19 protein-coding genes are annotated in these 22,497 nt (G+C 71.5%); 12 read left to right on the forward strand and 7 right to left on the reverse strand.

The features are described 5' to 3' along the window. The first annotated feature begins 57 nt into the window (after window positions 1–57). Window positions 58–1,803, forward strand: a complete 1,746-nt coding sequence (locus tag CP984_RS15380; protein WP_030181708.1) for a DUF5691 domain-containing protein — start codon at window positions 58–60, stop codon at window positions 1,801–1,803. Window positions 1,804–1,868: 65 nt separating this feature from the next. Here CP984_RS15380 and CP984_RS15385 read toward each other — a convergent pair whose 3' ends face one another. Next, window positions 1,869–2,279, reverse strand: a complete 411-nt coding sequence (locus tag CP984_RS15385) for a cobalamin B12-binding domain-containing protein (protein ID WP_003985249.1) — start codon at window positions 2,277–2,279, stop codon at window positions 1,869–1,871. A gap of 450 nt (window positions 2,280–2,729) precedes the next feature. On the opposite strand from CP984_RS15385, the gene CP984_RS15390 reads away from it, so the two are divergent. After that, a complete protein-coding gene (locus CP984_RS15390; protein WP_003985248.1) occupies window positions 2,730–3,632 on the forward strand; it encodes an esterase/lipase family protein in 903 nt (300 codons plus the stop codon). Window positions 3,633–3,907: 275 nt separating this feature from the next. Continuing rightward, window positions 3,908–5,617 carry a M23 family metallopeptidase gene (locus CP984_RS15395; protein ID WP_030181706.1) on the forward strand — a complete coding sequence of 570 codons (1,710 nt, stop codon included), beginning with the start codon at window positions 3,908–3,910 and terminating at the stop codon, window positions 5,615–5,617. Window positions 5,618–5,681: 64 nt separating this feature from the next. Here CP984_RS15395 and pcrA read toward each other — a convergent pair whose 3' ends face one another. Continuing rightward, window positions 5,682–8,159: a DNA helicase PcrA gene (gene pcrA / locus CP984_RS15400; protein WP_003985246.1), complete on the reverse strand. Its 2,478-nt coding sequence runs from the start codon at window positions 8,157–8,159 to the stop codon at window positions 5,682–5,684. A 481-nt stretch (window positions 8,160–8,640) separates the two neighbouring features. On the opposite strand from pcrA, the gene CP984_RS15405 reads away from it, so the two are divergent. Then, window positions 8,641–9,825 carry a C40 family peptidase gene (locus CP984_RS15405; protein WP_003985245.1) on the forward strand — a complete coding sequence of 395 codons (1,185 nt, stop codon included), beginning with the start codon at window positions 8,641–8,643 and terminating at the stop codon, window positions 9,823–9,825. A 56-nt stretch (window positions 9,826–9,881) separates the two neighbouring features. Here the strand turns inward: CP984_RS15405 and CP984_RS15410 are convergent, their stop codons facing one another. Continuing rightward, window positions 9,882–10,235 carry a hypothetical protein gene (locus CP984_RS15410; RefSeq protein WP_003985244.1) on the reverse strand — a complete coding sequence of 118 codons (354 nt, stop codon included), beginning with the start codon at window positions 10,233–10,235 and terminating at the stop codon, window positions 9,882–9,884. 371 nt (window positions 10,236–10,606) lie between these two features. Between CP984_RS15410 and CP984_RS15415 the strand changes: the two genes are divergently transcribed. After that, complete coding sequence (locus CP984_RS15415) at window positions 10,607–11,368, forward strand: GNAT family N-acetyltransferase (RefSeq protein ID WP_129820749.1); 762 nt, start codon at window positions 10,607–10,609, stop codon at window positions 11,366–11,368. Here CP984_RS15415 and CP984_RS15420 read toward each other — a convergent pair. Continuing rightward, window positions 11,365–12,213, reverse strand: coding sequence for a helix-turn-helix domain-containing protein (locus CP984_RS15420; RefSeq protein ID WP_003985242.1), 849 nt, complete (start codon window positions 12,211–12,213; stop codon window positions 11,365–11,367). The genes CP984_RS15415 and CP984_RS15420 overlap by 4 nt on opposite strands. A gap of 160 nt (window positions 12,214–12,373) precedes the next feature. Here CP984_RS15420 and CP984_RS15425 point away from each other — a divergent pair, with 160 nt between their 5' ends. Together CP984_RS15425 and CP984_RS15430 are read left to right on the forward strand one after the other, a co-directional pair. Continuing rightward, window positions 12,374–13,132, forward strand: coding sequence for an SDR family NAD(P)-dependent oxidoreductase (locus CP984_RS15425; RefSeq protein WP_003985241.1), 759 nt, complete (start codon window positions 12,374–12,376; stop codon window positions 13,130–13,132). A 54-nt stretch (window positions 13,133–13,186) separates the two neighbouring features. Next, a complete protein-coding gene (locus CP984_RS15430; RefSeq protein ID WP_003985240.1) occupies window positions 13,187–14,002 on the forward strand; it encodes an SDR family NAD(P)-dependent oxidoreductase in 816 nt (271 codons plus the stop codon). Here CP984_RS15430 and CP984_RS15435 read toward each other — a convergent pair. Then, the gene (locus tag CP984_RS15435; RefSeq protein ID WP_003985239.1) at window positions 13,999–15,249 is read right to left on the reverse strand and encodes an alpha/beta hydrolase; all 1,251 of its coding nucleotides are present in this window, start codon (window positions 15,247–15,249) and stop codon (window positions 13,999–14,001) included. The genes CP984_RS15430 and CP984_RS15435 overlap by 4 nt on opposite strands. A gap of 443 nt (window positions 15,250–15,692) precedes the next feature. Here CP984_RS15435 and CP984_RS15440 point away from each other — a divergent pair, with 443 nt between their 5' ends. After that, window positions 15,693–17,009 (forward strand): serine hydrolase domain-containing protein, encoded by a 1,317-nt coding sequence (locus CP984_RS15440; protein ID WP_003985238.1) that lies wholly within the window; start codon window positions 15,693–15,695, stop codon window positions 17,007–17,009. A 31-nt stretch (window positions 17,010–17,040) separates the two neighbouring features. Here the strand turns inward: CP984_RS15440 and CP984_RS15445 are convergent, their stop codons facing one another. Further along, the gene (locus tag CP984_RS15445) at window positions 17,041–18,051 is read right to left on the reverse strand and encodes an NADP-dependent oxidoreductase (protein WP_003985237.1); all 1,011 of its coding nucleotides are present in this window, start codon (window positions 18,049–18,051) and stop codon (window positions 17,041–17,043) included. A 171-nt stretch (window positions 18,052–18,222) separates the two neighbouring features. Here CP984_RS15445 and CP984_RS15450 point away from each other — a divergent pair, with 171 nt between their 5' ends. The 4 genes from CP984_RS15450 (at window position 18,223) to CP984_RS15465 (ending at window position 20,656) form a co-directional block, all read left to right on the forward strand. Continuing rightward, the gene (locus tag CP984_RS15450; RefSeq protein WP_003985236.1) at window positions 18,223–18,831 is read left to right on the forward strand and encodes a TetR/AcrR family transcriptional regulator; all 609 of its coding nucleotides are present in this window, start codon (window positions 18,223–18,225) and stop codon (window positions 18,829–18,831) included. Between the two features lie 167 nt (window positions 18,832–18,998). Continuing rightward, window positions 18,999–19,805: a MerR family transcriptional regulator gene (locus CP984_RS15455; protein WP_030181700.1), complete on the forward strand. Its 807-nt coding sequence runs from the start codon at window positions 18,999–19,001 to the stop codon at window positions 19,803–19,805. A gap of 99 nt (window positions 19,806–19,904) precedes the next feature. Beyond that, on the forward strand, window positions 19,905–20,207 hold the full coding sequence (locus CP984_RS15460; protein ID WP_003985234.1) for a hypothetical protein: 303 nt from the start codon (window positions 19,905–19,907) through the stop codon (window positions 20,205–20,207). Continuing rightward, a complete protein-coding gene (locus tag CP984_RS15465; RefSeq protein ID WP_003985233.1) occupies window positions 20,204–20,656 on the forward strand; it encodes a hypothetical protein in 453 nt (150 codons plus the stop codon). The genes CP984_RS15460 and CP984_RS15465 overlap by 4 nt, the downstream gene beginning before the upstream one ends. A gap of 325 nt (window positions 20,657–20,981) precedes the next feature. Here the strand turns inward: CP984_RS15465 and CP984_RS15470 are convergent, their stop codons facing one another. Beyond that, on the reverse strand, window positions 20,982–22,433 hold the full coding sequence (locus CP984_RS15470) for a hypothetical protein (RefSeq protein ID WP_129820750.1): 1,452 nt from the start codon (window positions 22,431–22,433) through the stop codon (window positions 20,982–20,984). Between the last annotated feature and the right edge of the window lie 64 nt (window positions 22,434–22,497).

Raw genomic sequence — 22,497 nt, forward strand, 5'->3', positions numbered from 1 at the left:
GCCCTCAACCACCGGCCACCACCACCCACCCGTCCGATCACTGCCCGGGGGACGACCATGATCGACGAAACCACCACCTCAGCCACCTGGGACGACCTGGTGAGCGCGGGGCTGCTCGGTACGGAGCGCCGTACGCCGCCGGTCCCCGGCCGTGCGGGCCGGAGCGCCGCGGGGGCGCTGCTGGACGCGGCCGCCGTGAGCACGGTCCGGCGCCGGGCCGCGCTGCGCCCCGCGCCCGCCCGGGAGCGTCCCGTACCGGCTCCGTCCGACCCGCGACCGCCGCTGCCGCCGGCCGCGCGGCGCAGACTCGGCCTGCTGCTCGCCGACCGTAACGGCACCGGCGGCGGTCACCGCCGCGGCACGGCTCCCGACCTGACCGAGCTGCTGCCGCAGTGGCTCACCGCCGCGACCGAGTACGGCTACCGCGCCCCCGAGGCACTGCTGCCCGCGCTCCTTGACGCGGCCCGCGCGCGTACGGACCTGCGCGCCGCGGCCCTCGCCTTCGCCGGGCCGCGGGCCCTGTGGCTGGCGCGGCTGAACGACGAGTGGAAGTTCGCGCTGCGCGGCGCCGGGAGCACGGCCGCGCTGCCCGGCCCCGACGATCCGGAGGCCGTGCGCGCCCTGTGGGAGGAGGGCCTGTTCGCGGAGCGGGTCTCCCTGCTCGCGTCGCTGCGCCGCCGCGATCCGGCGGCCGGCCGCGCCCTGCTGGCCCGCACCTGGAGTACGGAACGGGCCGAGGACCGGCTGATGTTCCTCGACTCGCTGCGTGAGGGCCTGACGGTGGCCGACGAGCCGTTCCTGGAGCAGGCGCTGTCCGACCGCAGCCGTAACGTCCGGGGCACCGCCGCCGAGTTGCTGTCGGCCCTGCCCGGCACCGCACTCGCCGGGCGGATGGCGGACCGCGCCCGGTCCTGCGTCACACTGGCGCGCATCGAGGACGGCGCGGACAGCTCCGCCGGGCCCTCCTCCGATACGGGCGATACGGGCGCCTGGACCCTCGTCGTCGAAGCGCCGCGGGAGTGCGACGCGGCAATGCAGCGGGACGGGGTGGTCCTCCGGCCGCCGACCGGGCGCGGCCGGCGTGCCTGGTGGCTGGGCCAGCTGCTGGAGGCCGCGCCGCTGGACTGCTGGAGCCGGTGGCTGGGCGGCCGGGAACCGGCGGCGATCGTGGCCCTGCCGGTGGCCGACGGCTGGCGTACGGAGCTGCACGACGCCTGGTGCCGCGCCGCCGTCCGCCAGCGGGACGTGGCCTGGACCCGGGCCCTGCTCGGGTCTCCGGGCGCCGCCCAGCCGGGCACGGGGCCGGGTGCGGGGACGTACGGAACAGGGCCGGCAGCCAACGGCCCCGCGCCCGCCGCCACGCCCGCCACCACGACCGGCGCCGCCCCCGACACCCCGGCCGGTTCGTCGCGTGACCTGGCGCGGCTGCTGACGGTGCTGCCCGAGGACGAACGTGCGCGATGGGTCGCGGAATTCATAGCGGCCCACGGCCTGTCCGACGCGTTCCGGATGCTCGGGGTGTGCGCGGTGCCGTGGTCCGAGCCGCTGGGGCGGGCGGTGGTCGACGCGCTGGACATCGCCCGGGACGCGGGCAGTTATCCGTGGAGCTTCAGCGGCGTGATGGGCCTCGCCGAACGGTGCCTGGACCCGGCCGCGGCGGACCGCCTCGACATGCTCACCGCGACCCCGGACGAGCCCGCCGACGGCTCGCCGGGAGCGGTCGGCTACTGGTCCGAGGCGTTCCAGCGGCTGGTGGGCACGCTACGGCTGCGCGCCACGATGCGGGCGGAGCTGACCCCGTGAGCCGCCTTGCCGCCGCGCCGCCGGCAGGCCGCCCGATCCCGGGCGGCCAACCCGTCATCGCGCCGTCAGGCCGCCAGCTGCCGTACGTTGGCCCGGACCCACTCCACGATCGAGGTGGTGGTGGCCCCCGGCGTGAAGATCTCGGCGACGCCCAGCTCCTTGAGGGGCGGGATGTCCGCTTCCGGGATGATGCCGCCGCCGAAGACCTTGATGTCCGCCGCGTCGCGCTCCTTGAGCAGCTCTATGACCTTCGCGAAGAGCGTGTTGTGCGCCCCGGAGAGGATGGACAGCCCGATCGCGTCGGCGTCCTCCTGGATCGCGGTGTCCACGACCTGCTCCGGTGTCTGGTGCAGCCCCGTGTAGATGACCTCCATGCCGGCGTCGCGCAGCGCCCGCGCGATGACCTTGGCCCCCCGGTCGTGGCCGTCGAGCCCCGGCTTGGCCACCACCACGCGAATCGGACCCTGCACACCCATCACTGCCTCCCAGCCCTGCACGGCACGACACGGCACCTGCACGGAACAGGGCCGCCGGACCGACATCCGATGTGCGGCCGCGTCGGCCGCCCCAAGCGTGAACGAACGTTATCGCCAGCATCCCGTACCCGGCCGTTTCGTGACACTGGGGGAGGGGGAAATCACACGTTGGGACACGTTCGCTACGCGTTGCGTTCCGCGACCCTTCACGCGGCGGGACGCACGCACGGGGAGCCGCAGTGAGGTCGCCGTACCTCCGCGCCGTCAGCCGCGCGGCACGGGGGTCCGGTTCCTGAACGCTTCCGTCTTCGTATCCGTACGGCCGGACAACAGCTCGCTCACACTCTTGGCAGCAGCTCGTTCACGTACTTGTACGTTGCCGGAAACGGCTGCCCATGAGGGCATACGGGGGCCAGAGTCGTCTCCCGCGTGCCATTCGGGAGGTCGGCCATGAAGGCCCTGCCCTTTCTCTGCTGTCTGGCCCGCCCCTCCGCGCTGCTGCGCGCGACGGTAGTGGAGCTGGCGATTCTCGTCGGGCACCTTCTGCTGTACCCGACCGGCATCCAGCAGGAACAGCCCAGAGCTCTCCCCGGCACGCCCGCCGGCCCGGACCCGGAACACGACGCCGGCGGCGCCGACGCCATCGATACCGGCACCGGCACCGCCGCGGGTACGGTCCCGGCCGCCCGGACGGCGCTGCTGCCCACCGAAGGCCGCGCCCATCCCCCGGTTCTCCTGCTGCACGGCTTCATCGACAACCGCTCCGTCTTCGTGCTGCTGCGCCGCTCGCTGCTCCGGCACGGCTGGCGCCACGTGGAAGCGCTCAACTACTCGCCGCTGACCTGTGACCTGCGCAAAGCCGCCGAGCTGCTCGGCCGCCACGTCGAGCAGGTCTGCGAGCGCACCGGCCACAGCCGTGTCGACCTGGTGGGCCACAGCCTCGGCGGCCTGATCGCCCGCTATTACGCGCAGCGGCTGGGCGGCGACCTCCGCGTACGCACCCTGGTCACGCTCGGCACCCCGCACGGCGGTACCCGGGTCGCGCCTTTGATGTCGGCCCATCCGCTGGTCCGGCAGATGCGGCCGCATTCCGACGTGATCGTGGAGTTGGCGCGGCCCGCCCCGAATTGCCGTACGCATTTCGTCAGCTTCTGGAGCGACTTGGACCAGCTGATGGTCCCGGTGGAGACCGCGCGAATCGATCACCGGGATTTGATCACCCGTAGCGTGCGGGTATCCGGCGTAGGGCATCTCGCCCTCCCGGTCAACGGTGCGGTGGCGGCCGGAATACGGGAAGCGCTCGGCGCCGAGGAGGAAGCGGAAGGCAGCGTGAGCACCACATCCGTGGCCTGACCTCGCCGTCCCGGGCCGGCTGCCACGCGGCTGCCGCCTGGGCACTTTCCAAGGTCGCGCGCGCCCTTTTCGATCTCCGCGCGCGCACCGGCGCACCCCTCGCCGCTTCGAACGCCCCTCGAACGCGGCGCCAAGAACGCGCATACTGTCCGCCGAAAGGCGGCCAAATGCCCGTTGTCGGGAAGCCCGAAACCTGCCGAAGATTGTCGCCGTCACGTACCGCCGGGTACAGTCGCCGCTAATTCTCCTGCTGCCGAGGCGAAAGAGAAGTGGTGGTGAACGACCGTCACTCGCCGGAGTCCCCCGCTCCGGCTGTCCCGTCTCCCGATGCCTCGTATGCGCATTACCCCGCCTACGAGTCCTACGGGCACCAGGACACCCAGGCCGGCCAGGCGGCATACGGCGGCGGCGCACCGTACTTCGGTGCGTTCCCCGGCCACCAGGCCACCGGCGCGCACGACGCTTCGCCGTACGACACCACTGCGTACGGCACCGAGGCGTACGCCTCCGCCGCGTACGCGACCGGTGCCTACGGCGGCGGCTACGACGCGGGTACCCACCCCGCGGGCGTCTATGGCACCGGAGCGGCCAACTCCGGCTCCCCCGCCACCGGCACACAGCCGGAGGCCGCCTACGACCCGTACTCCCACACGGCGTACGACGGCGGCTATGGACCGGGCGGCGCGGGCGGCCCCGACGCCTACGAGGCCACCGCGGTCTGGGGCGCCGTGGAGTCGGACGTGATCGCCGGCATTCCGGCGCAGGCGGGACCGCCGCAGACCGGGTACCCGTACGGCGACGCCGCCAGCTCCCAGTGGGAGACCATGACTTGGGCCGGGCCCGGCCTGGGCCTGTACGGCGGCGAACCGCACGAAAGCGGGCAGCCGTACGGTTCCGGACCGTACGCGACCACAAACGATCAGTACGGGTCCGCCTACGGAACGTATGAGGCGGCTTCGGGTACGGACGCCCCGGAGGACCGATTCGCCGACGAGCACGGCCACGGCGCCACCGCCATCGCCGAAGCGCTCACCCAGACCACTCCGGCGATCACGCCCGGCCTCGACGGCCCGGACGGTTTCGACGGCCTCGCCTCCGAGGCCCCTGGAGGCCCCGGGTCCCCGGACGCCCCCGAGGACCCGTATGCCACCGACATCACTCCCGACGGCAGCCCCGCCTCCAGCGGCGTGCCCGTCGCGCGCGGCTCCCGCTCGCGCCGTGCCGCGCAGGGCGGCGGGTCGTCCGGCCGCGGTCGCCGCCGTACCGCCAAGCGCTCCGCGCTGCTGACCGTCGCGGTGCCCTCGGTCGCCGCCATGGGCGTGTGCGCCGTCGCCGCCGCCTCCGTCACCAGCGGCGCCGAGAGCGGAGCCAAGGACGGCGTGACGACCCAGGCCGCAGGCGACCCCGGGGCCGTACAGCCGGCCGTCGCCAACAACAAGCTCGACACCCAGCTCGCCAGCCTGAGCGCGGGCGCCGACGACTTCGCCGACCGTGCCAGCCGTACGCAGGAGCGCATCGACCTCAAGGCCCGGCAGGCCGCCGAGAAGAAGCGCAAGGCCGACGAGGCGGCGCGCAGGGAGGCGATGCGCCCCAAGTTCGTGCTGCCGGTCACGCAGCACGGTCTGAGCGCGACGTACGGGCAGGCGGGCGTGAACTGGATGTCCGTGCACACCGGCATCGACTTCCCGGTCGGCTACGGCACGCCCGTCATGGCCGCCACCGACGGCACCGTACGCACCCAGTTCAACTCCGCCTACGGGAACATGGCGATCGTGACCGCCCCGGACGGCACCGAGACCTGGTACTGCCATCTGAGCACCGCCACGGTCCGGTCGGGCAAGGTCAAGGCCGGGGACCAGATCGCCTACTCGGGCGACTCCGGCAACTCCACCGGGCCGCATCTGCACTTCGAGGTGCGCCCGGGCGGCGGCTCGGCCATAGACCCGCTGCCGTGGCTGCGCAGCCACGGGCTCAACCCGAACTGACCGGCCGTCCCCCACAGCCGACGACCCGTCCGGCGCCCCCTCGAGGGAGCGCCGGACGGCTGCGTCAGAGCTTCTCCACCGGCGCGTACCGCAGCAGCAGCCGCTTCGGCTTCTCGCCGCCGAAGTCGATCGTCGCCTCCGCGTTGTCGCCGCTGCCCTTGACCGCGACGACCGAGCCCAGCCCGAAGCTGTCGTGTGTGACGCGGTCGCCGACCGCCAGCGAGACCACCTCGCGGTCCTTGGCGCGCCGGGTCGCGAAACCGCTCGGGCCCGCCTTCGTACGCGACGAGGACAGGCCGGAGCCGAAGCCCCCGCCGCCCGAGCCGGAGAGGCTGCCCATCGAGGCGGAGGGCGTCGCGGGGCCCGTGCGCCGCCAGTCCAGGTACTTGTCCGGGATCTCCTCCAGGAAGCGGGAGGGCGGGTTGTACGACGGCTGGCCCCAGGCGCTGCGCATCGTGGAGCGGGTCACGTAGAGCCGCTCGCGGGCGCGGGTGATGCCGACGTACGCCAGGCGGCGTTCCTCCTCCAGCTCCTTGGTCTGGCCGAGCGCGCGCATGTGCGGGAAGACGCCGTCCTCCATGCCGGTCAGGAAGACGGTGGGGAACTCCAGGCCCTTGGCGGTGTGCAGCGTCATGAGGGTGATGACGCCGGTGCCCTCCTCGTCCTCGTCCGGGATCTGGTCGGAGTCGGCGACCAGCGCGACCTGCTCCAGGAAGTCGGCGAGGGTGCCGGGGTTCTCCTCGCCGCGGTCCTGCTCGAATTCGAGGGCGACGGCGGCCAGTTCCTGGAGGTTCTCGATGCGGGTCTCGTCCTGCGGGTCGGTCGAGGACTGGAGCTCGGCCAGATAGCCCGTACGCTCCAGGACCGCCTCCAGGACGGTGGCGGGGCCCGCGCCGGACTCGACGATGGTCCGCAGCTCCTCCATGAGCGTGTTGAAGCGCTTGACGGCGTTGGCGGAGCGCGCGGCCATGCCGTACGCCTCGTCGACGCGGCGCAGCGCCTGCGGGAAGGTGATCTTCTCGCGGGCGGACAGCGCGTCGATCATCGCCTCGGCGCGCTCGCCGATGCCGCGCTTGGGCACGTTCAGGATGCGGCGCAGCGGGACGGTGTCCTCGGGGTTGGCGAGGACGCGCAGGTACGCGAGGACGTCGCGGACCTCCTTGCGCTCGTAGAAGCGCACGCCGCCGACGACCTTGTAGGGCAGGCCGACCCGGATGAAGATCTCTTCGAAGACGCGGGACTGGGCGTTGGTGCGGTAGAAGACCGCGACATCGCCCGCCTTGGCGTCGCCCGCGTCGGTCAGCCGGTCGATCTCGTCGGCGACGAACTGGGCCTCGTCGTGCTCGGTGTCGGCGACGTAGCCGATGATGCGGGGGCCCTCGCCGGCGTCCGTCCACAGGTTCTTGGGGCGGCGGTTCTCGTTGCGCTCGATGACGGCGTTGGCGGCGCTGAGGATCGTCTGGGAGGAGCGGTAGTTCTGCTCCAGCATGATCGTCGTGGCGTCCGGATAGTCCTCCTCGAACTGGAGGATGTTACGGATCGTGGCGCCGCGGAACGCGTAGATCGACTGGTCGGCGTCACCGACCACGCACAGCTCACCGGCCGACTCGGCCGGTCCCACCAGCTCCCGTACGAGGGTGTACTGGGCATGGTTGGTGTCCTGGTACTCGTCCACGAGGACGTGCCGGAAGCGGCGGCGGTAGTGGTCGGCGACATCGGGGAACGCCTGGAGGAGGTTGACCGTGGTCATGATGATGTCGTCGAAGTCCAGGGCGTTGGCCTCGCGCAGCCGGGCCTGGTACATCGCGTACGCCTCGGCCACCGACTTCTCGAAACCGTCGGCCGCCTGGTCAGCGAAGGTCTCCTCGTCGATGAGCTCGTTCTTGAGGTTGGAGACCTTGGCGCTGAAGGACTTGGGCGGGAACCGCTTGGGGTCGAGATCCAGATCCCGGCAGACCAGGGCCATCAGGCGCTTGGAGTCGGCCGCGTCGTAGATCGAGAAGGACGACGTGAAGCCCAGCTTCTTGGACTCGCGGCGCAGGATGCGCACGCACGCGCTGTGGAAGGTGGAGACCCACATGGCGTTCGCGCGGGGGCCGACCAGGTCCTCGACGCGCTCCTTCATCTCGCCCGCGGCCTTGTTGGTGAAGGTGATCGCGAGGATCTGGCCGGGGTGCACACCGCGGGCGCCGAGCAGGTGCGCGATGCGGTGCGTCAGGACGCGGGTCTTGCCGGAGCCGGCGCCCGCGACGATGAGCAGCGGCCCGCCGCTGTGCACCACGGCGGCCTTCTGCTGGTCGTTCAGCCCCTCCAGGAGGGCGGCGGGGTCCACCGCGGGGCGGGGGGCGCCGTCGCGGTAGTACGGGTCGCGGCCCGGGCCCACGGCGTGCGGGATGCCGCCGGGCACGTCGAATCGCCCGCCGAACAGGTCGGCCGGGATCTCCTCCTGTGCCGGACCGCTCTCGTCCTCGGGAGGCGGCGGGGGCCCCTCATCCGTGGGTTCGAGGTCCGCCAGGAAACTGTCGTCAAAGAGGCTGCTCATCGCCCATCGAGTGTAGGCCGCCGCACTGACAGCCCGGCCCGAACCGCGAAAACCGGCCGTGTGACCTGGCCCGCCTTCCCCGGCGGGTGGCGGGCGTCACAGGACACGCACCGGTCGCGGAAAGATCACGAAAAGGTTTCGGGCATATCGCACATCAGCCTTCCCAGGGGCCACACGGGTTGGCTACCGTGCTCGCTCGGGCAGCCCGCCGTCCCCGCGGTCGAACAGCGTCCGCACGGGCCGCCCCCGCCGAGTCCGGCCCTGCCGCCAGGCGTCCGGAGCCGGGGACCCACACGTACCACCGAGGTGAATCGGCCGGTACGGCACACGCCGAGAGGCGCCTCGGAGCACCGCCCGGAGCACCCGCTCAGGGCACCGCCCCGGGACCTCTCCCGCAGCCGTACGGACCGTAGGGCACCCTTCCGTACGCCCGAACCTGTCAGCTAACCCGGTAGGCGGTCCACGGAAGGAGGCGCCGATCTTGGCGTCGCACCGCAAGCCGCGTACCCGCATACTCACCTCCCCCGGAAGCCGTCGTACGGCCGCCGGGCTCACCACCGCAGCCCTCGCCTCGGTCACCCTGCTCTCGCAGACCGCCGAGGCCGCGCCGAGCCGGCCCCAGCAGTCCATCGAAGAGGTCAAGCAGAAGGTCGACGACCTCTACCGGCAGGCCGAAGTGGCGACCCAGAAGTACAACGCCGCCAAGGAGCAGGCCGACGAGCAGCGCGGCACCGTCGACCGCCTCCTGGACGACACCGCCCGGCGCACCCAGAAGATGAACGACGCCCGGCGCCAGCTGGGGACCTACGCCGCCGCCCAGTACCGCAGCGGCGGCATCAGCCCGACCGTGCAGCTCCTCCTGGCCCGTAATCCGCAGCAGTTCGCGGACCGCAGCCACCTGATGGGCCAGCTGACCGGCGCGCAGAAGAAGGCCGTCAGCGACTATCAGGAGCAGCAGGCCAAGGCCGTACGCCAGCGGGCCGAGGCGTCCCGGAGCCTGGAGCGGCTCACCGAGACGCAGGCGTCCCTGAAGGAGTCCAAGAAGGACGTCCAGGCCAAGCTGGCCGAGGCCCGGCAGCTGCTGTCCCGGCTGACCGCCCAGGAGAAGGCGCGGCTGGCGGAGCTGGAGCGCAAGAAGGAGGCCGAGGCCAAGCGCAAGGCCGAGGAGCTGGCCCGCAAGCAGGCCGAGAAGGAGCGCAAGGAGCGGGAGGACCGCAAACAGCACGGTACTCCGGACCCGGGCACCGGAACGCCGGACGGCGGGTCCGGCGGGTCCGGTGGCTCCGGCGGCGGTACGTCCGACGACGGTTCGTACGCGACCAAGGCCGCCAAGGCGCTCGCGTTCGCCCGCGCGCAGATGGGCAAGCCGTACGTCTGGGGCGCGACGGGCCCGAACTCCTACGACTGCTCCGGCCTGACGCAGGCGGCCTGGAAGGCGGCGGGCGTCTCGCTGCCCCGTACGACCTGGGACCAGGTGAAGACCGGCGACCGGGTGGCGACCAAGGACCTCAAGCCCGGTGACCTGGTGTTCTTTTATAACGACATCAGCCATGTCGGCATGTACATCGGCGACGGCAAGATGATCCACGCCCCCAAGCCGGGGGCCAGTGTGCGGGTCGAGTCGATCTACTACATGCCGATCTACGGGAGCGTGCGGCCGGCATGAGAAAAGGGCCGTGGGGTGCGCCCCACGGCCCTCGGCAGGTCCTCAGCGGTCGCCGCTCACGTCCACAGCAGGGCGATGAAGATGTTGACGACCGTCAGCAGCCCCACCGCCAGGAAGAAGGGCTTCTCCACCTTCTCCTCGTCGCGCTTCACGTAGACCAGGCCCAGGATCACGACCAGTACGGCGAGCTTCACGCCCAGCTTGATGTTGTTGAGCGAGTGGTCCTGGGCCTGGTTCAGGCCGACCAGGATGACGCCGGTCACCAGCATCGTCAGCGCGCCGTGCAGCATGGCCGGCACGAAGCGGGCGGCGCCCGCGCTCATCGGCTTCAGCTGGGTCAGGAAGCCGCCGAGCAGCGACGCGATGCCGATGATGTGCAGACCCACGAAGACCTTGGTTACTACGTCCATAGTGGTGGATCGTAGCCCTCGCCTACCACGGCTTCGCACTCAGGTCCGCCTCTCTTCCACTCCGGTCGGAGTCCGCTCCCGACACGCCTACGAGACGTGCGGCAACGGGCAGGCGTACACACCGACGGGGCGAGAACGAGCAATACCCGTCAACCTGTCCCCCTTCCGTGGTGCCGAGGTTTAGCGTCGTCAATCAGGCGGCCGACTCCCCACCGCCGCCGGATTCCGCCCCGGCGGTCGTCGGCCGTCCCCGCCGAGAGGAACGGCGGCGGCCCGCTCCCCCTGTTACGGGCCGCCGCCGGACCCAGGAAGACGGGCGCCGGAACGACGAGGCCCCTGTCCGTAAGCTGACCCGCCTTAAGATCGGCCGTATGAACCTCCCTATAGACAACCCCCCTATAGAGACGGCCGGTTCGCTCCCCTCCTCCCCCTCCCCGACCTCCTCCCTCCCCGCCGTTCACCCGGATCTCGTCCGGGCCTGGGTGCACGGCCTGGCGCGGTGCCGCGGGGCCGCGGCCCCCGTCGCGGTCCACGGCGGCTTCTACGTCGAGGTCCGCGTCCCCGTACGGTCGCACCGCTACGTCTTCGCCGCCCCCGACCCGGACGTCCTCCGCGATCTCATCGCCTCGATCACCACCCCCGGCCTGTGGGTCAACGTCTGCGCCCCGCGCGCCGACATCGCCCCCGCCCTGCCTCCCGACTGGGAGTTCGCCGAGCCGCAGTTCCTGATGTCGGCCGCGCTGCCCCCGGCGCCGGCGCCCGTGGCGGCGCCGGCCGGCTACACGGTCGAGACGGTGGACGAGGACGGCACCGGCGTCCTCCAGTGCCGCGTCCTGGACACCGCCACCGGCGATCTCGCCGCCCGGGGGCGGGCCGGTCTCACCGGCGACGCCACGCCCCCGTCGGCGGTCTTCGACATGATCAATACCAGTACGGAGCACCGCCGTCGCGGCCTGGGCACCCTCGTCATGAACGCGCTGACGGCCCACGCGGTCCGGCTGGGCGCCGCCCGCGGCATCCTCGTGGCCAGCCCCGCCGGGCGGGCCCTCTACCGGTCCCTGGGGTGGCGGCTGCACGCGCCGGTCACGGCCGTACGCCTGCCGCCTGCGACGGAGGACGAGGGCACCGGCTAGCGCCGACGGCCGGGGCCGGCCTGGCGGCGGGTCGCATGGAGCGAGCCGAGCAGGTCGAGGGCCTGGGCGCTGGGGCTGCCCGGTTCGGCGTGGTAGATGACGAGTTGCTGGCCGGGGGCGTCGCGTACGTCGAACGCCTGGTAAGTCAGCGTGAGCGGGCCGACGTCCGGGTGCAGGAGGCGCTTGGCGTCCCGGGTCTTGCCGCGCACGCTGTGGGCGTCCCAGAGGCGGGCGAAGTCCGCGCTCTGTTCGGTGAGGGTACGGACGACTTCGCGCAGCCGTGGGTGGTCCGGGTCGTAGCCCGCCGTCTGGCGCAGGTTGGCGACGGTGGCCTGGGCCGCCCGGTCCCAGTCCGTGTAGAAGTCCCGGCCCGCGGGATCGGCAAAGGCCATACGGGCCAGGTTGTCCGCGGGCTTGAACGGGGAGTAGAGGGCATCGGCCAGGGCGTTGGTGGCCAGGATGTCCAGGGCGGCGCCTAGGACGAGCGCCGGGGTGTTCGGGTAGCCGTCCATCAACTGGCGCAGTGCAGGACTGACCTGCTCGGCGGTGCGGGTGGCGGCCTGGTGGTCCGGGGCGGCCCCGGCCAGCCGGTACAGGTGTGCGCGGGCGTCCTCGTCGAGGTGCAGCGCGCGGCTGAGGGCGTCGAGTACCTGCGCCGAGGGACTGCGTTCTCGGCCCTGCTCCAGGCGCGTGTAGTAGTCGGCGCTCACTCCGGTCAGGACGGCGACCTCTTCGCGGCGCAGTCCGGCGACCCTGCGGGCCCCGTAACTCGCCATGCCCACGTCCTCCGGTCGCAGCCCGGCGCGGCGTCCGCTCAGGAAGTCCCCCAGGTGGTTGTCGTCCATGCGGCCAGGCTAGGCGGTGGTCCGGTGGGGTGCCTGGGTGTGCTGCACCTAGGCAGTACGCGTCCTGGTTGCCCCCTGCTGACCTGCGGAGACTCGGCGAAGCGGGTCGGAACCGGCCCGGCAGTCAGTAGTCAGCAGTACGAGCAGCAAGGACCGTTCCATGGAAAGGCTTCGGCTCGACGGCAAGGTCGCATTGATCACCGGTGCCACCGGCGGCATCGGCAGGGCGACCGCCGAACTCTTCGCCCGGGAGGGCGCCCGGCTGGTGGTCACCGATGTCGCGGAGGGCCCGCTGCGGGACCTGGCGGACCGGATCGAGGCGTACGGCGCGGAAGTCGTCGCCGCCCGCCTCGATGTCTCCTCGGCGCGGGAGTGGGACGACGTGATCACCGTCGTACGCGACCGGTTCGGCGCCCTGGACGTCCTCGTGAACCTCGCCGGCATCGTGGACTGGCCGGGCATCGAGGACACCCGGGAGGAGGTCTGGGACCGGGTGATCGACGTGAACCAGAAGGGCACGTGGCTCGGCATGAGGGCGGCGATGCCGCTCCTGCGGGCGAGCGGCAACGCGTCGGTGGTCAACACCTCGTCGGTGCTCGGGCTCGTGGGAAGCGGCTCGGCGGCGGCCTACCAGGCGTCCAAGGGCGCGGTACGGCTGCTCAGCAAGACCGCCGCGGTCGAGTACGCGCGGCAGGGCGTACGGGTCAACTCCGTGCACCCCGGGGTGATCGCCACGCCCATGATCCAGGAAATCCTGGACGAGCAGGGCGACCAGCAGCCGGACATCCGGCGCACCCCGATGCGACGGGCCGGACGCGCCGACGAGATCGCGACCGCGATCCTCTTCCTGGCCTGCGACGAGTCCTCGTTCGTCACCGGCTCGGAGCTGGTGGTGGACGGCGGGCTGACGGCGCACTGAGTGCCGTATCCGAGTGACGCCCGAATTCCCCTGCACTTCTTCCGAAGGACCCCCATGAATGTCACATCCGCATCCGCCTCCACACCCACCGAAGCCCCCGAGTTCGCCGGAAAGGTCGCCCTCGTCACCGGGGCGGCGCGTGGCGTCGGCAAGGAGACGGTGGGGCTGCTCGTCGCCCGTGGCGCGCGCGTCGTCGCCGTGGACGTACGCCCTGAGGTCCGTACCCTGCCGGACGAGTTCCCCGTGGCCGAATCCGGCACCGGCACCGTCCCCGAACCGCGCATCCTGCCGCTGACGGGTGACATCACCCAGGAAGAGACCGCCGTCCAGGCGGTACGGGCCGCCGTCGACACCTTCGGCGGGCTGGACATCCTGGTGAACAACGCCGGTCGCATGCTGAGCAAGCCCGTCACCGAGACCACCGCCGAGGACTGGGACACGGTCATGGCGGTCAACGCCCGCGGGTCGTTCTTCTTCGCCCGCGAGGCGTTCCGGGCCATGCGGGAGCGCGGCGGCGGGGCCATCGTCAGCACCGGCTCGTACACCTGCACCGTCGCCCTGCCCGAAGGCGCCGCCTACAGCGCGTCGAAGGGGGCGCTGGCCCAGCTGACCAAGGTGCTCGCCGTCGAGGGCGGGCCGCTGGGCATCCGCGCCAACGTCGTTGCCGCGGGCGTCATCGAGACCGATTTCCTCGACACGTTCCGCAGCGACAGCCGCGCGTACCTGGCGTCCTTCGCCGGTGCGCAGCCGCTGGGCCGCGTGGCGCAGCCCGCGGAGATCGCCGAGGTGCTGTGCTTCCTCGTCTCACCGCGGTCCGGCTACGTCACGGGCTCCGTGGTCGCTGCCGACGGGGGCTTCACCGCGATCTAGGCGTGCCGGGGGCCGCGGGGGTGCTCGGGGGTCCGGCCGTGTTCGGCGCCGTGGCCGGGACCGGTGCCGTGACCGGGCTCGGGGTTGCGGCCCGGACCGGTCCCGGTCCCCCCGGCGGGGGGCTCGGTGCCGATGACGCCGCTCAGCCAGCGGAAGACCTCCGGGATCTGGTTCTTCCATACGGCCGTGCCGTGGCCGCCCGCGCCCGGCGGGATCAGCTTGACCTTGACCGTCGTCGGGTTCTTGGCGAGCTGCTTGAGGGCGAGCCCGGCCTCGTAACCGTCACCGGAGGCCCCGGAGATGTAGAGGGCGCTGCGCGGCGGCCTGCCCGCCTGGTTGGCGGTCTTGAGGATGGTCAGCGGGTTGCTCTCGACGCGCAGCTTGGGGTCCTGGCCGGCGAGCGAGGCGGGCTCCATCTTCGGGTCGTTGAAGCCGGAGAGGCTGATGGCTGCGCGGTAGCGGTCGGGGTGGGCGAGCGCCAGCTTGGCGGCGCAGTGCGCGCCCGCCGAGTAGCCCGCTACCGCCCAGGAGGCGGGCTTGTCCTCGGCCCGGAAGTTGTCGATCACCATCTGGCGTACGTCGACGCTCAGCCAGCTGTCCGCGTTGACCTTGCCCGGGATGTTGACGCAGCCGGTGTCCACCTTGCCCAGCAGGGTGGTGCGCGGCGCGACCAGGATGAAGGGCTTGACCTTGCCCTGCTCCATGAGCGGCTTCAGCTGCTCGGCGGCCTTCAGGGTGCCCATCCAGGACTTGGCCGAGCCGGGGAACCCCGGCAGCAGCTCCACGACGGGGAACTTCTTGTCCTTGTAGGCGGGGTCGTCGTACTGCGGCGGCAGCCATACGTACACCTCGCCGCTCACGCCCGAGATCCGCCCCTTGAACTCGCCCTCCTGGACGCCCGGTCCGACGACCGAGTCCTTGGGCGGGCCGAACTGCACCAGCTGCTTGGGCTCGTCCTTGGTCTTGAGCCCGCCCAGGCCGTCCGGACCGAGGTCCTTGGCGGCTTCGACGTGGTCGGAGGTGCCGAGCAGGTCGTCCCAGTTGTCGTAGAGGCTGTTGGCGTTGTTGACCATCACGAACACCAGGGTGATCGCGGTGACCTGCGCGAACAGCAGCATGCCCAGCCGCGCCACGGCCCGTACGGGCTTGGGGCCGCGGACGCGGCTCCACAGTGCGAACGGCAGCACGACCGCGACGACCAGCAGCGCAATCACGGTCAGGAAGAAGGGCGTGCCCGTCAGACTCATCGGGGATCTACTCGCTTCCAGGGCATGGTGCAGCGGTGGGCATGGTTCTGGCCCTGCCGACGGCAGCGAGCCTCTCCGCAAGATTAGATGGTCATCCGACACGCCGTGGTTGCGCCCTCTGGGGCCTTCTTTCCTGAGGTCCTTCGAATTGAAGGGCCCTTGTGGTACGGGTCACAGGCCGCGGGCAGCACCGGCCGCGCCACGAACGCCTCCTTGCGCCAACGCCGAACGCGCCCGCAAAACCGCCCTCCTGATGGCGCCCCAACCCGCCGGGCAAACCTGACATCCGTCACACGAACGTGTGAGCGATCTGCTACCAAAGGCTGATGGCAGGGGGCGGCGTGGCCAGCACAATCGCCAGTGAGCGAGAGAGATCGCCGGCCACCATCCGACCGCCGCCGGCTCCGCGGGAGCCCCCGGCCATGCACCGACGGAGACATGCCATGCCCCTGTCCCCACCGAGCCGCCGCCGCGTGCGGCTCGCCGCCACCGCCACGGCCGTCTTACTGGCCCTGCTCGCCCCGGCCCTCCCGGCCTCGGCCGCCGGGACGCCCGCCCCGCCCGCTCCCCCGGCGGCGGCCGCCGCAGCCCAGCCGGCGCACCCCGGCCTCGACCGCAAGGCACTCGGCCGGACCCTCCAGGACCTGCACAAGGCAGGTATGTACGGCGCCTACTCGGCCGTACGGGACGGCAACGCGTCCTGGCAAGGCGCCTCCGGCGTCGCCGACATCACGACCGGCCGCCCGATGAGACCGGGGCTCGAACACCGCATAGGCAGCATCACCAAGACCTTCACGGCCGTGGCCGTTCTCCAGGAGGTCGGCAACGGCCACATCAAGCTGGACGCACCGATCGGCCGCTATCTGCCCGACCTGTTCCCGGGCGACCGCGGCCGCGCGATCACGGTACGGATGCTGCTCAACCACACCAGCGGCATCGCCGACTACGGCTACGCCCTCTGGAGCAAGCCGGAGGACCTGGAGACCGGCCGCTTCCACCACCACGACCCGCGGAAGCTGGCCCGGCTGGCCCTCGCAGCACCTCCGATGGGCAAGCCCGGCGAAGCCCATCACTACGCCAACGCCAATTACGTGATAGCCGGATTGCTGCTGCGCAAGGTCACCGGGCAGGCCCCGGAGACGTACATCACCGACCACGTCATCAAGAAGGCCGGGCTGCGGCACACCTACTTCCCGCGCTCGCCCTACCTGACCGGACCGCACGCCAAGATGTACGAGGGCCTGTACGGAATCTTCGACCCGCCGCGTGACCTCAGCGCCTACGACATGTCCTGGGTCAGTACGGCCGGCTCGCTGGTCTCGACCATGGACGACCTCAACACGTTCTTCCGCGCCCTGCTGACCGGCCGCCTGCTCGACAAGGCCGAACTGCGGGAGATGCAGACCACGGTGCCGATAAAAGGGTCGTCGCGAGCGCGTTACGGCCTGGGCCTGGCATCGCTGGACCTGGAGTGCGGGCGGGTCTGGGGCCACGACGGTCTCGTACCCGGCTCGGGGACGGTTTCCTTCTCCAGCCCGGACGGCAGTCGCCAAGTGTCACTCGGCACGAACCTGACGCGCTACTACGGCCTCGACCCGGACGACAAAGAGAAGACGGGCCCCATCGACGACGCCAAGGGCGCCCATTGGTTCACGGCCCTGTGCGGTGTGACCGCCAAGGCATCAGCGCAACAGCACCTGCCCACGCCCCCGCAGTCCATACCGGCGCCCGCCTTGCCCCAGGCGCTGAGCCGGGACTGATGTCCGCGCTGCCGCCGGGGTTCGGGCCGTCCTAAGCGACCTTGAGCACGATCTTGCCCTGGATATGGCCCCGCGAGGCACGTTCGTGTGCCGCCTGGGCGTCCGCGAGCGGATACGTGCTGTCGATTGCCACGCGCACCGTGCCCGCGTCCAGCAGGCGTCCCACTTCGGCGAGCTGCGCGCCGTTCGAGCGGACCTGGGTGCCCGAGACCGTGACGCCCAGCTTGGTGGTCTCTTCCTCGTCGTACTCGCCGAAGAACACGGGGAACAGGGCGCCGCCGCGCTTCAGCGTGCGCAGGAGGCGGCTGCTGTCGTGGCCACCGACGGCGTCGAGTACGAGGTCGACGCCGCTCGCGAGTTCCTCGGGGCGGCTCTTGGTGTAGTCGATGAACTCGTCGGCACCCAGGTCGCGCAGGAATGATTCATGCGCGCCCGATGCCACCGCGATGACCTGTGCGCCCTTCCACTTCGCCAGCTGCAGTGCGAAGTGCCCCACGCCGCCCGCGGCGCCGTTGACGAGCACCGTCGTGCCGGCGCCGAGGGCGACCGGGCGGTGCCGGGCCGCCTGGAAGGGCGACGGGTGATCGTGTCCGACCTCGATCAGGAACTGCCATGCCGTCAGCAGGGACATGGGCGCCCCGGCGGCGTGTACGTGATCGATGCCGGCCGGCTTGCGTGCGAGGTCCGACGCGGGGGCGGCCACGTACTCGGCGTACGCCCTGCCGTCGAAGCTGGGAAACCGAAGGAGGCCGAAGACTTCGTCACCGACGGAGAAGTCCTCGACGTCCGCGGCGACGGTCTCGACGACGCCCGACACGTCCGTGCCCGGGATCACGGGCAGTTCGAACTCCGGCCTCGTCTCCGGAGGGATGTTGGTCAGCCCGTCGCGCAGGTACCAGTCCGGAGGGTTGATGCCGACCGCGTGGACGCGAACCAGCACCTCACCCGGCCCCGGCTCGGGCACCGGCACCTCGTCGTAACGCAGCACCTCAGGGCCGCCGTGCTCATGCAGTTGGATGGCCCGCATCGTGCGTGTCGGCATCGTTTCCTCCTGCCCCTTGCGGGGAGCTACGCTGAGCGGATCAGCGATCCGGTTATCCGGACCACTGATCCGAATATATGGACCACTGATCCGGATAGTCAACCGGTCCACCGATCCGGATGGCCGAGAAGGCACGAAGGCACGAAGACAAGAAGGGCAGAAGAGGGGCAGATGCGGGCCGACGCCAAGAAGAACCGTGACCGCCTGCTCGCCGTCGCGGGCGCCGTCATCACCGAGCAGGGCGCGGAGGCATCGCTGCGCGACATCGCCCGCAGGGCCGACATGGGCCTCGCCACGCTGCTCCGCCACTTCCCCACGCGCGAGGCGCTGCTCGACGCCCTGCTCCGCACGAACTTCGACGAGCTGACGGCGAGGGCAGGTGAGCTGGAGCAGTCGAGCTCGCCCGAAGACGCGCTGGTCTCGTGGCTGCGTGACTGTGTGGCGTGCGCGCACGAGTATCGCGGCGTGACAGCGCTGATGACGGCTGCCCTTGAGGACCCCGAGTCCGCGCTCCACGCTTCGTGCGTCACCATGCGCGCGGCGGGCACGGGGCTCCTCGCCCGCGCCCAGGCCGCGGGCGCGGCTCGGACCGACATCGATGGCACCGACTTGTTCGCGCTGGTGGCGGCGCTCGCGTGGCTAGGCGATCAACCCTCGCTCGCGCCCCGCGCCGATCATCTCCTCGACGTTGTCGCGAGTGCGATTCTGACGGGCGCAGGGAAGGGCGATGCCGGGGGCGGGCCCGAAGGGGGCGCTGCCGTCGGGCCTGCCCGTAGCTGAAATCGCCACGCGGGGCGGCGGGCCCGCGGCCTGCGCCAGCGCAGCCGGACGCGCCGGGGCTGGACGAGGACAACACCCGCCGACGAGGGACGACGGCAACGGTCAGTGCAGGTCGAACCGACCGTCGGGGCCGTCCACCGCCCCTCGGCCGCGATGACAATGGGGGCATGTCTGATGCCGGTGATGATGTTGATGGGCTGACGGTTGGCCAGGTTGCTTCGCGTCTGGGGGTGACGGTTCGGGCGCTGCACCACTGGGACGAGGTGGGGCTGGCGCGCCCCTCATTGCGTACGACTGGCGGGTACCGGCTATACACCGCTGGTGATCTGGAGCGTCTGCACCGCATCGTCGTCTACCGCGAGGTCGGACTCGGCCTGGACCGGATTCGGGCCGTCCTGGACGACTCGGCCACAGACGTACCCGGCGCGTTGCGCGCGCAGCGCGCGCAGGTCGCCGAACGGATCGAGCGCCTTCAGCAGCTCAGCGCCGGGCTGGATCGCATGATCGACGCCCATGAGCGTGGCCTGCTGCTCACTGCCGAGCAGCAGGCTGCGATCTTCGGCCCCCAGTGGAACCCGGACTGGCCCGCCGAGGCCCGTCAGCGCTACGGCGACACGGTGCAGTGGCGCCAGTACGCGGAACGCTCGGCCTCTCGCGGTCCGCAGGAATGGCAGGCCGTTGCCGACGCCATGGCCGATCTCGAACGGGCCCTCGGGGACGCGATGGGCGCCGGCGTCGCGCCGGGCAGTCCGGAAGCGAATCGGCTTGCCGAGCGGCACCGTGAAGCTTTCACTTCGTATTTTCCCCTCACCAGGCAGATGCAGGTCTGTCTCGGCCGCAGGTTCGAGTCCGATCCGGAGTACGCCGCCCACTACGACGGCATCCGCCCCGGCCTCGCCGCGTGGTTCCGTCGCGTCGTAGACGCCAACGCTCGCGCTCACGGCGTCGATCCGGACACTGCGACCTGGCAGTAGGGCGCGGGGTACCGGGGGCGGGGTGGGTCTGGCATGACCAGGATGTGAACACGTTCAAAACCGGTCTGCCGGGGGCTGGGCGGGGGTGGGGACCACGGTGTGGCCTGCGTCCTGCCGTTGCGTACTCGGTTCGGCGGGGGCGGTGAGCTGGGCTACCTCGGCGGGGTGGGGTCGCTGCTCGCGGCCACGTGGCTCAGCTTCGCCTTTGTCGGGTGGGTGTGGGTGCTGCTCGTGCTCCTGGTGCTGTTGCCGATGAGGCGACGCATGGAGGTGCCGGCCTTTCGGGGGCTGGCGTGGTACCTGCTGAGCCTGCCCACGCCGTTGGCGGTGCCTGGGCCGTCGGTGACGGCGAACGGGCGGGAAAAGGAGGGGGACGTGCGGGTGCAGGTGGTTCGGGGATGAGTATCAGGACGGTTGAGCCGGGGGATGCTCGGGAGCACACCGGGTTGTGGTTGCTGGATTGTGTGCTGCGGTACTTCGCGGTGTTCAGCGCCGGGTGGGTGGTGGTGTGGGCGACGTTGCCCGGCAGTCGCGCGCATACCCTGTACAGCCTGCTGTTCGGGGACGTCTGGCTGTTCGCCTTCTTCGGCGGGCCGTCCATGTTCATCCTCATGACGCTGGCCATGCGCCGGACCTTGCGGGAGCAGGATGAATTCCGGGTGGTGGCCGGTCTGTTGTGGATGATTCCGATGCCGCCGTTGTTGTTCGCCGGGTTCGGGTGGGGGTTCTTCGTCTTTCCCGCGGTTCAGTTGCTTTTCGTATGGGGGTTGCTGCCGCTGCCTACGCGTTGTGTGCTGGCCGCCGTTGAGCCGGGGCGGGAGCGGGAGCGGCAGAGGTGGGCGGAGGGGTGAGCGTCAGGAGGATCGAGCCGGGGGACGCTCGGGAGCGCACGGGGTGGTGGTTGCTGGACTGCACCCTGCGGTACTTCGCGGTGTTCAGCGTTGGGTGGGTGGTGGTGTGGGCGACGTTTCCGGCGGAAGGGTGGTATGGGCTGCTCGGCGGTTTCGGACTGTTCGCCTACTCCGGATTGCCGTCCCTGATCATCATCATGTCGTTGTCCGGGCGCCGGACGCTGCGGGAACAAGATGAATTCCGGGTACTGGCGGGCCTGTTGTCGCTGATTCCGCTGGTGCCGTTGCTGCTGCTCGGCTGGAGGGCTCTTTTCTTTGTGGCGGTTCAGTTGGGGTTTGTTTGGTGGCTGTTACCGCTACCTACGCGTTGTGTGCTGGCCGCCGTTGAGCCGGGGCGGGAGCGGGAGCGGCAGAGGTGGGCGAAGTGAGCGGTGCGTTGGGCGTGGTCGCGGGCGGTGGTTGGGTCCGGGGCTGGGGTGTCGCCTCGGCAGTTGCGACAGAGGCCGCCGGGGAGGGCTTCGGGGCGGCCCGGGACGCCGCATTCCGTGCATTCCATGATGCGGGTGGGGGCGTGTTCGGGGGCCTGGCCCGGGGTGGGGTTGGGGAGTGGGGCGGGTGGGAGTTTGGTGGTTAGGCGGGTGCGGGCGATGGCGCCTGGGGAGTGGACTTCGGGCGGGAGGCCGGCGGTCAGGACCGTGATGAGGTGGGTGGCCGATACGCCTCGGGCGAGCCATTGCGCTGCCAGGGCTTCGAGGGCGGTGCATTCGGCGGCGGAGAGGATCATGCGGGGGTCGGCGGTGCCGAGCGCGGCGAGGGCCGCGTAGGCGGGCGAGTGGGGTGGTGGGGCCGGGTGGGGGTTGGTGGTCGCCTCGGTCCGGACCGGGGTGGCGGTGCGTAGTGGGGGTTCGGGGATCTCGGGTGCGAGGGATGCGGGGTCGGGGGCTGCGGGGGCCGGGGCGGGAATTACGGGGTCGGGCGGCGCGGGTTCGGGGGTTGCGGGGACGGGCAGCGCAGGGTCGGGGGCTGCGGGGGCGGGCGACGCGGGGTCAGGGAGTGCGGGCGCGAGGGCCGCCGGGTCGAGGGCCACGGGGTCGGGCGGCGCAGCGTCGGGGGATGCGGGCGCGACGACCGCCGGGTCGAGGGCCACGGGGTCGGGCGGCGCAGCGTCGGGGGATGCGGGCGCGACGGCCGCCGGGTCGAGGGCTGTGGGGTCGGGCAGCGCAGGTTCGGGGGGTGCGGGTGCGCGGGATGCCGGGTCGGGGACTGCGGGTGCAGGGGCATCGGGGTCGGGCGGCGCGCAATCGGGGTCGGGGACTGCGGGGGTGGGGGCGGGGGTTGGGGGTCGCTCGTCTGGGGGGTGTTGTGGGGGTGTGTTGCCGGTGAGGAAGTGGTGCCACCAGGTGTCGTTGCGGGCGGTGCGGGTGAAGTACGTGCGGTAGACCCACTGGGTGCCGCCGTTGCCGACGGTCTCCTGGACGCGGCGGAGGTGGCCGGCGGTGGAGAGGTGGGTGAGGGCCGAGCGTACGGCTTGCTGGCCGTAGCGGGGCTGGGTGGCCGCGAGGGTCTTGACGTCCATGGCGGCGCCGTCGGGCAGCCGGTCGATGAACGCGGCGATGAACGCTTCGCGTTCGGGGAGGCCGGTGAAGTCGTCGCGGTGGCGGCGGTTCTGGTCCGGGGCGGAGCGCTTGCCGTAGCCGGGGGCCGCGAGGCGGGGCCGGGAGATGGCGGGCGAAGCGGTGGGCGCGCAGGGCGCCGTAGTAAGTTTGGCGTCAGCCACGAGATCGCTGCTTTCGATCTTGAAGGTTAGGCCCCGGTTCGGTGTTGGTAGCACCGGCCGGGGT

This window comes from Streptomyces rimosus (genome assembly GCF_008704655.1).
Taxonomy (GTDB): domain Bacteria; phylum Actinomycetota; class Actinomycetes; order Streptomycetales; family Streptomycetaceae; genus Streptomyces; species Streptomyces rimosus.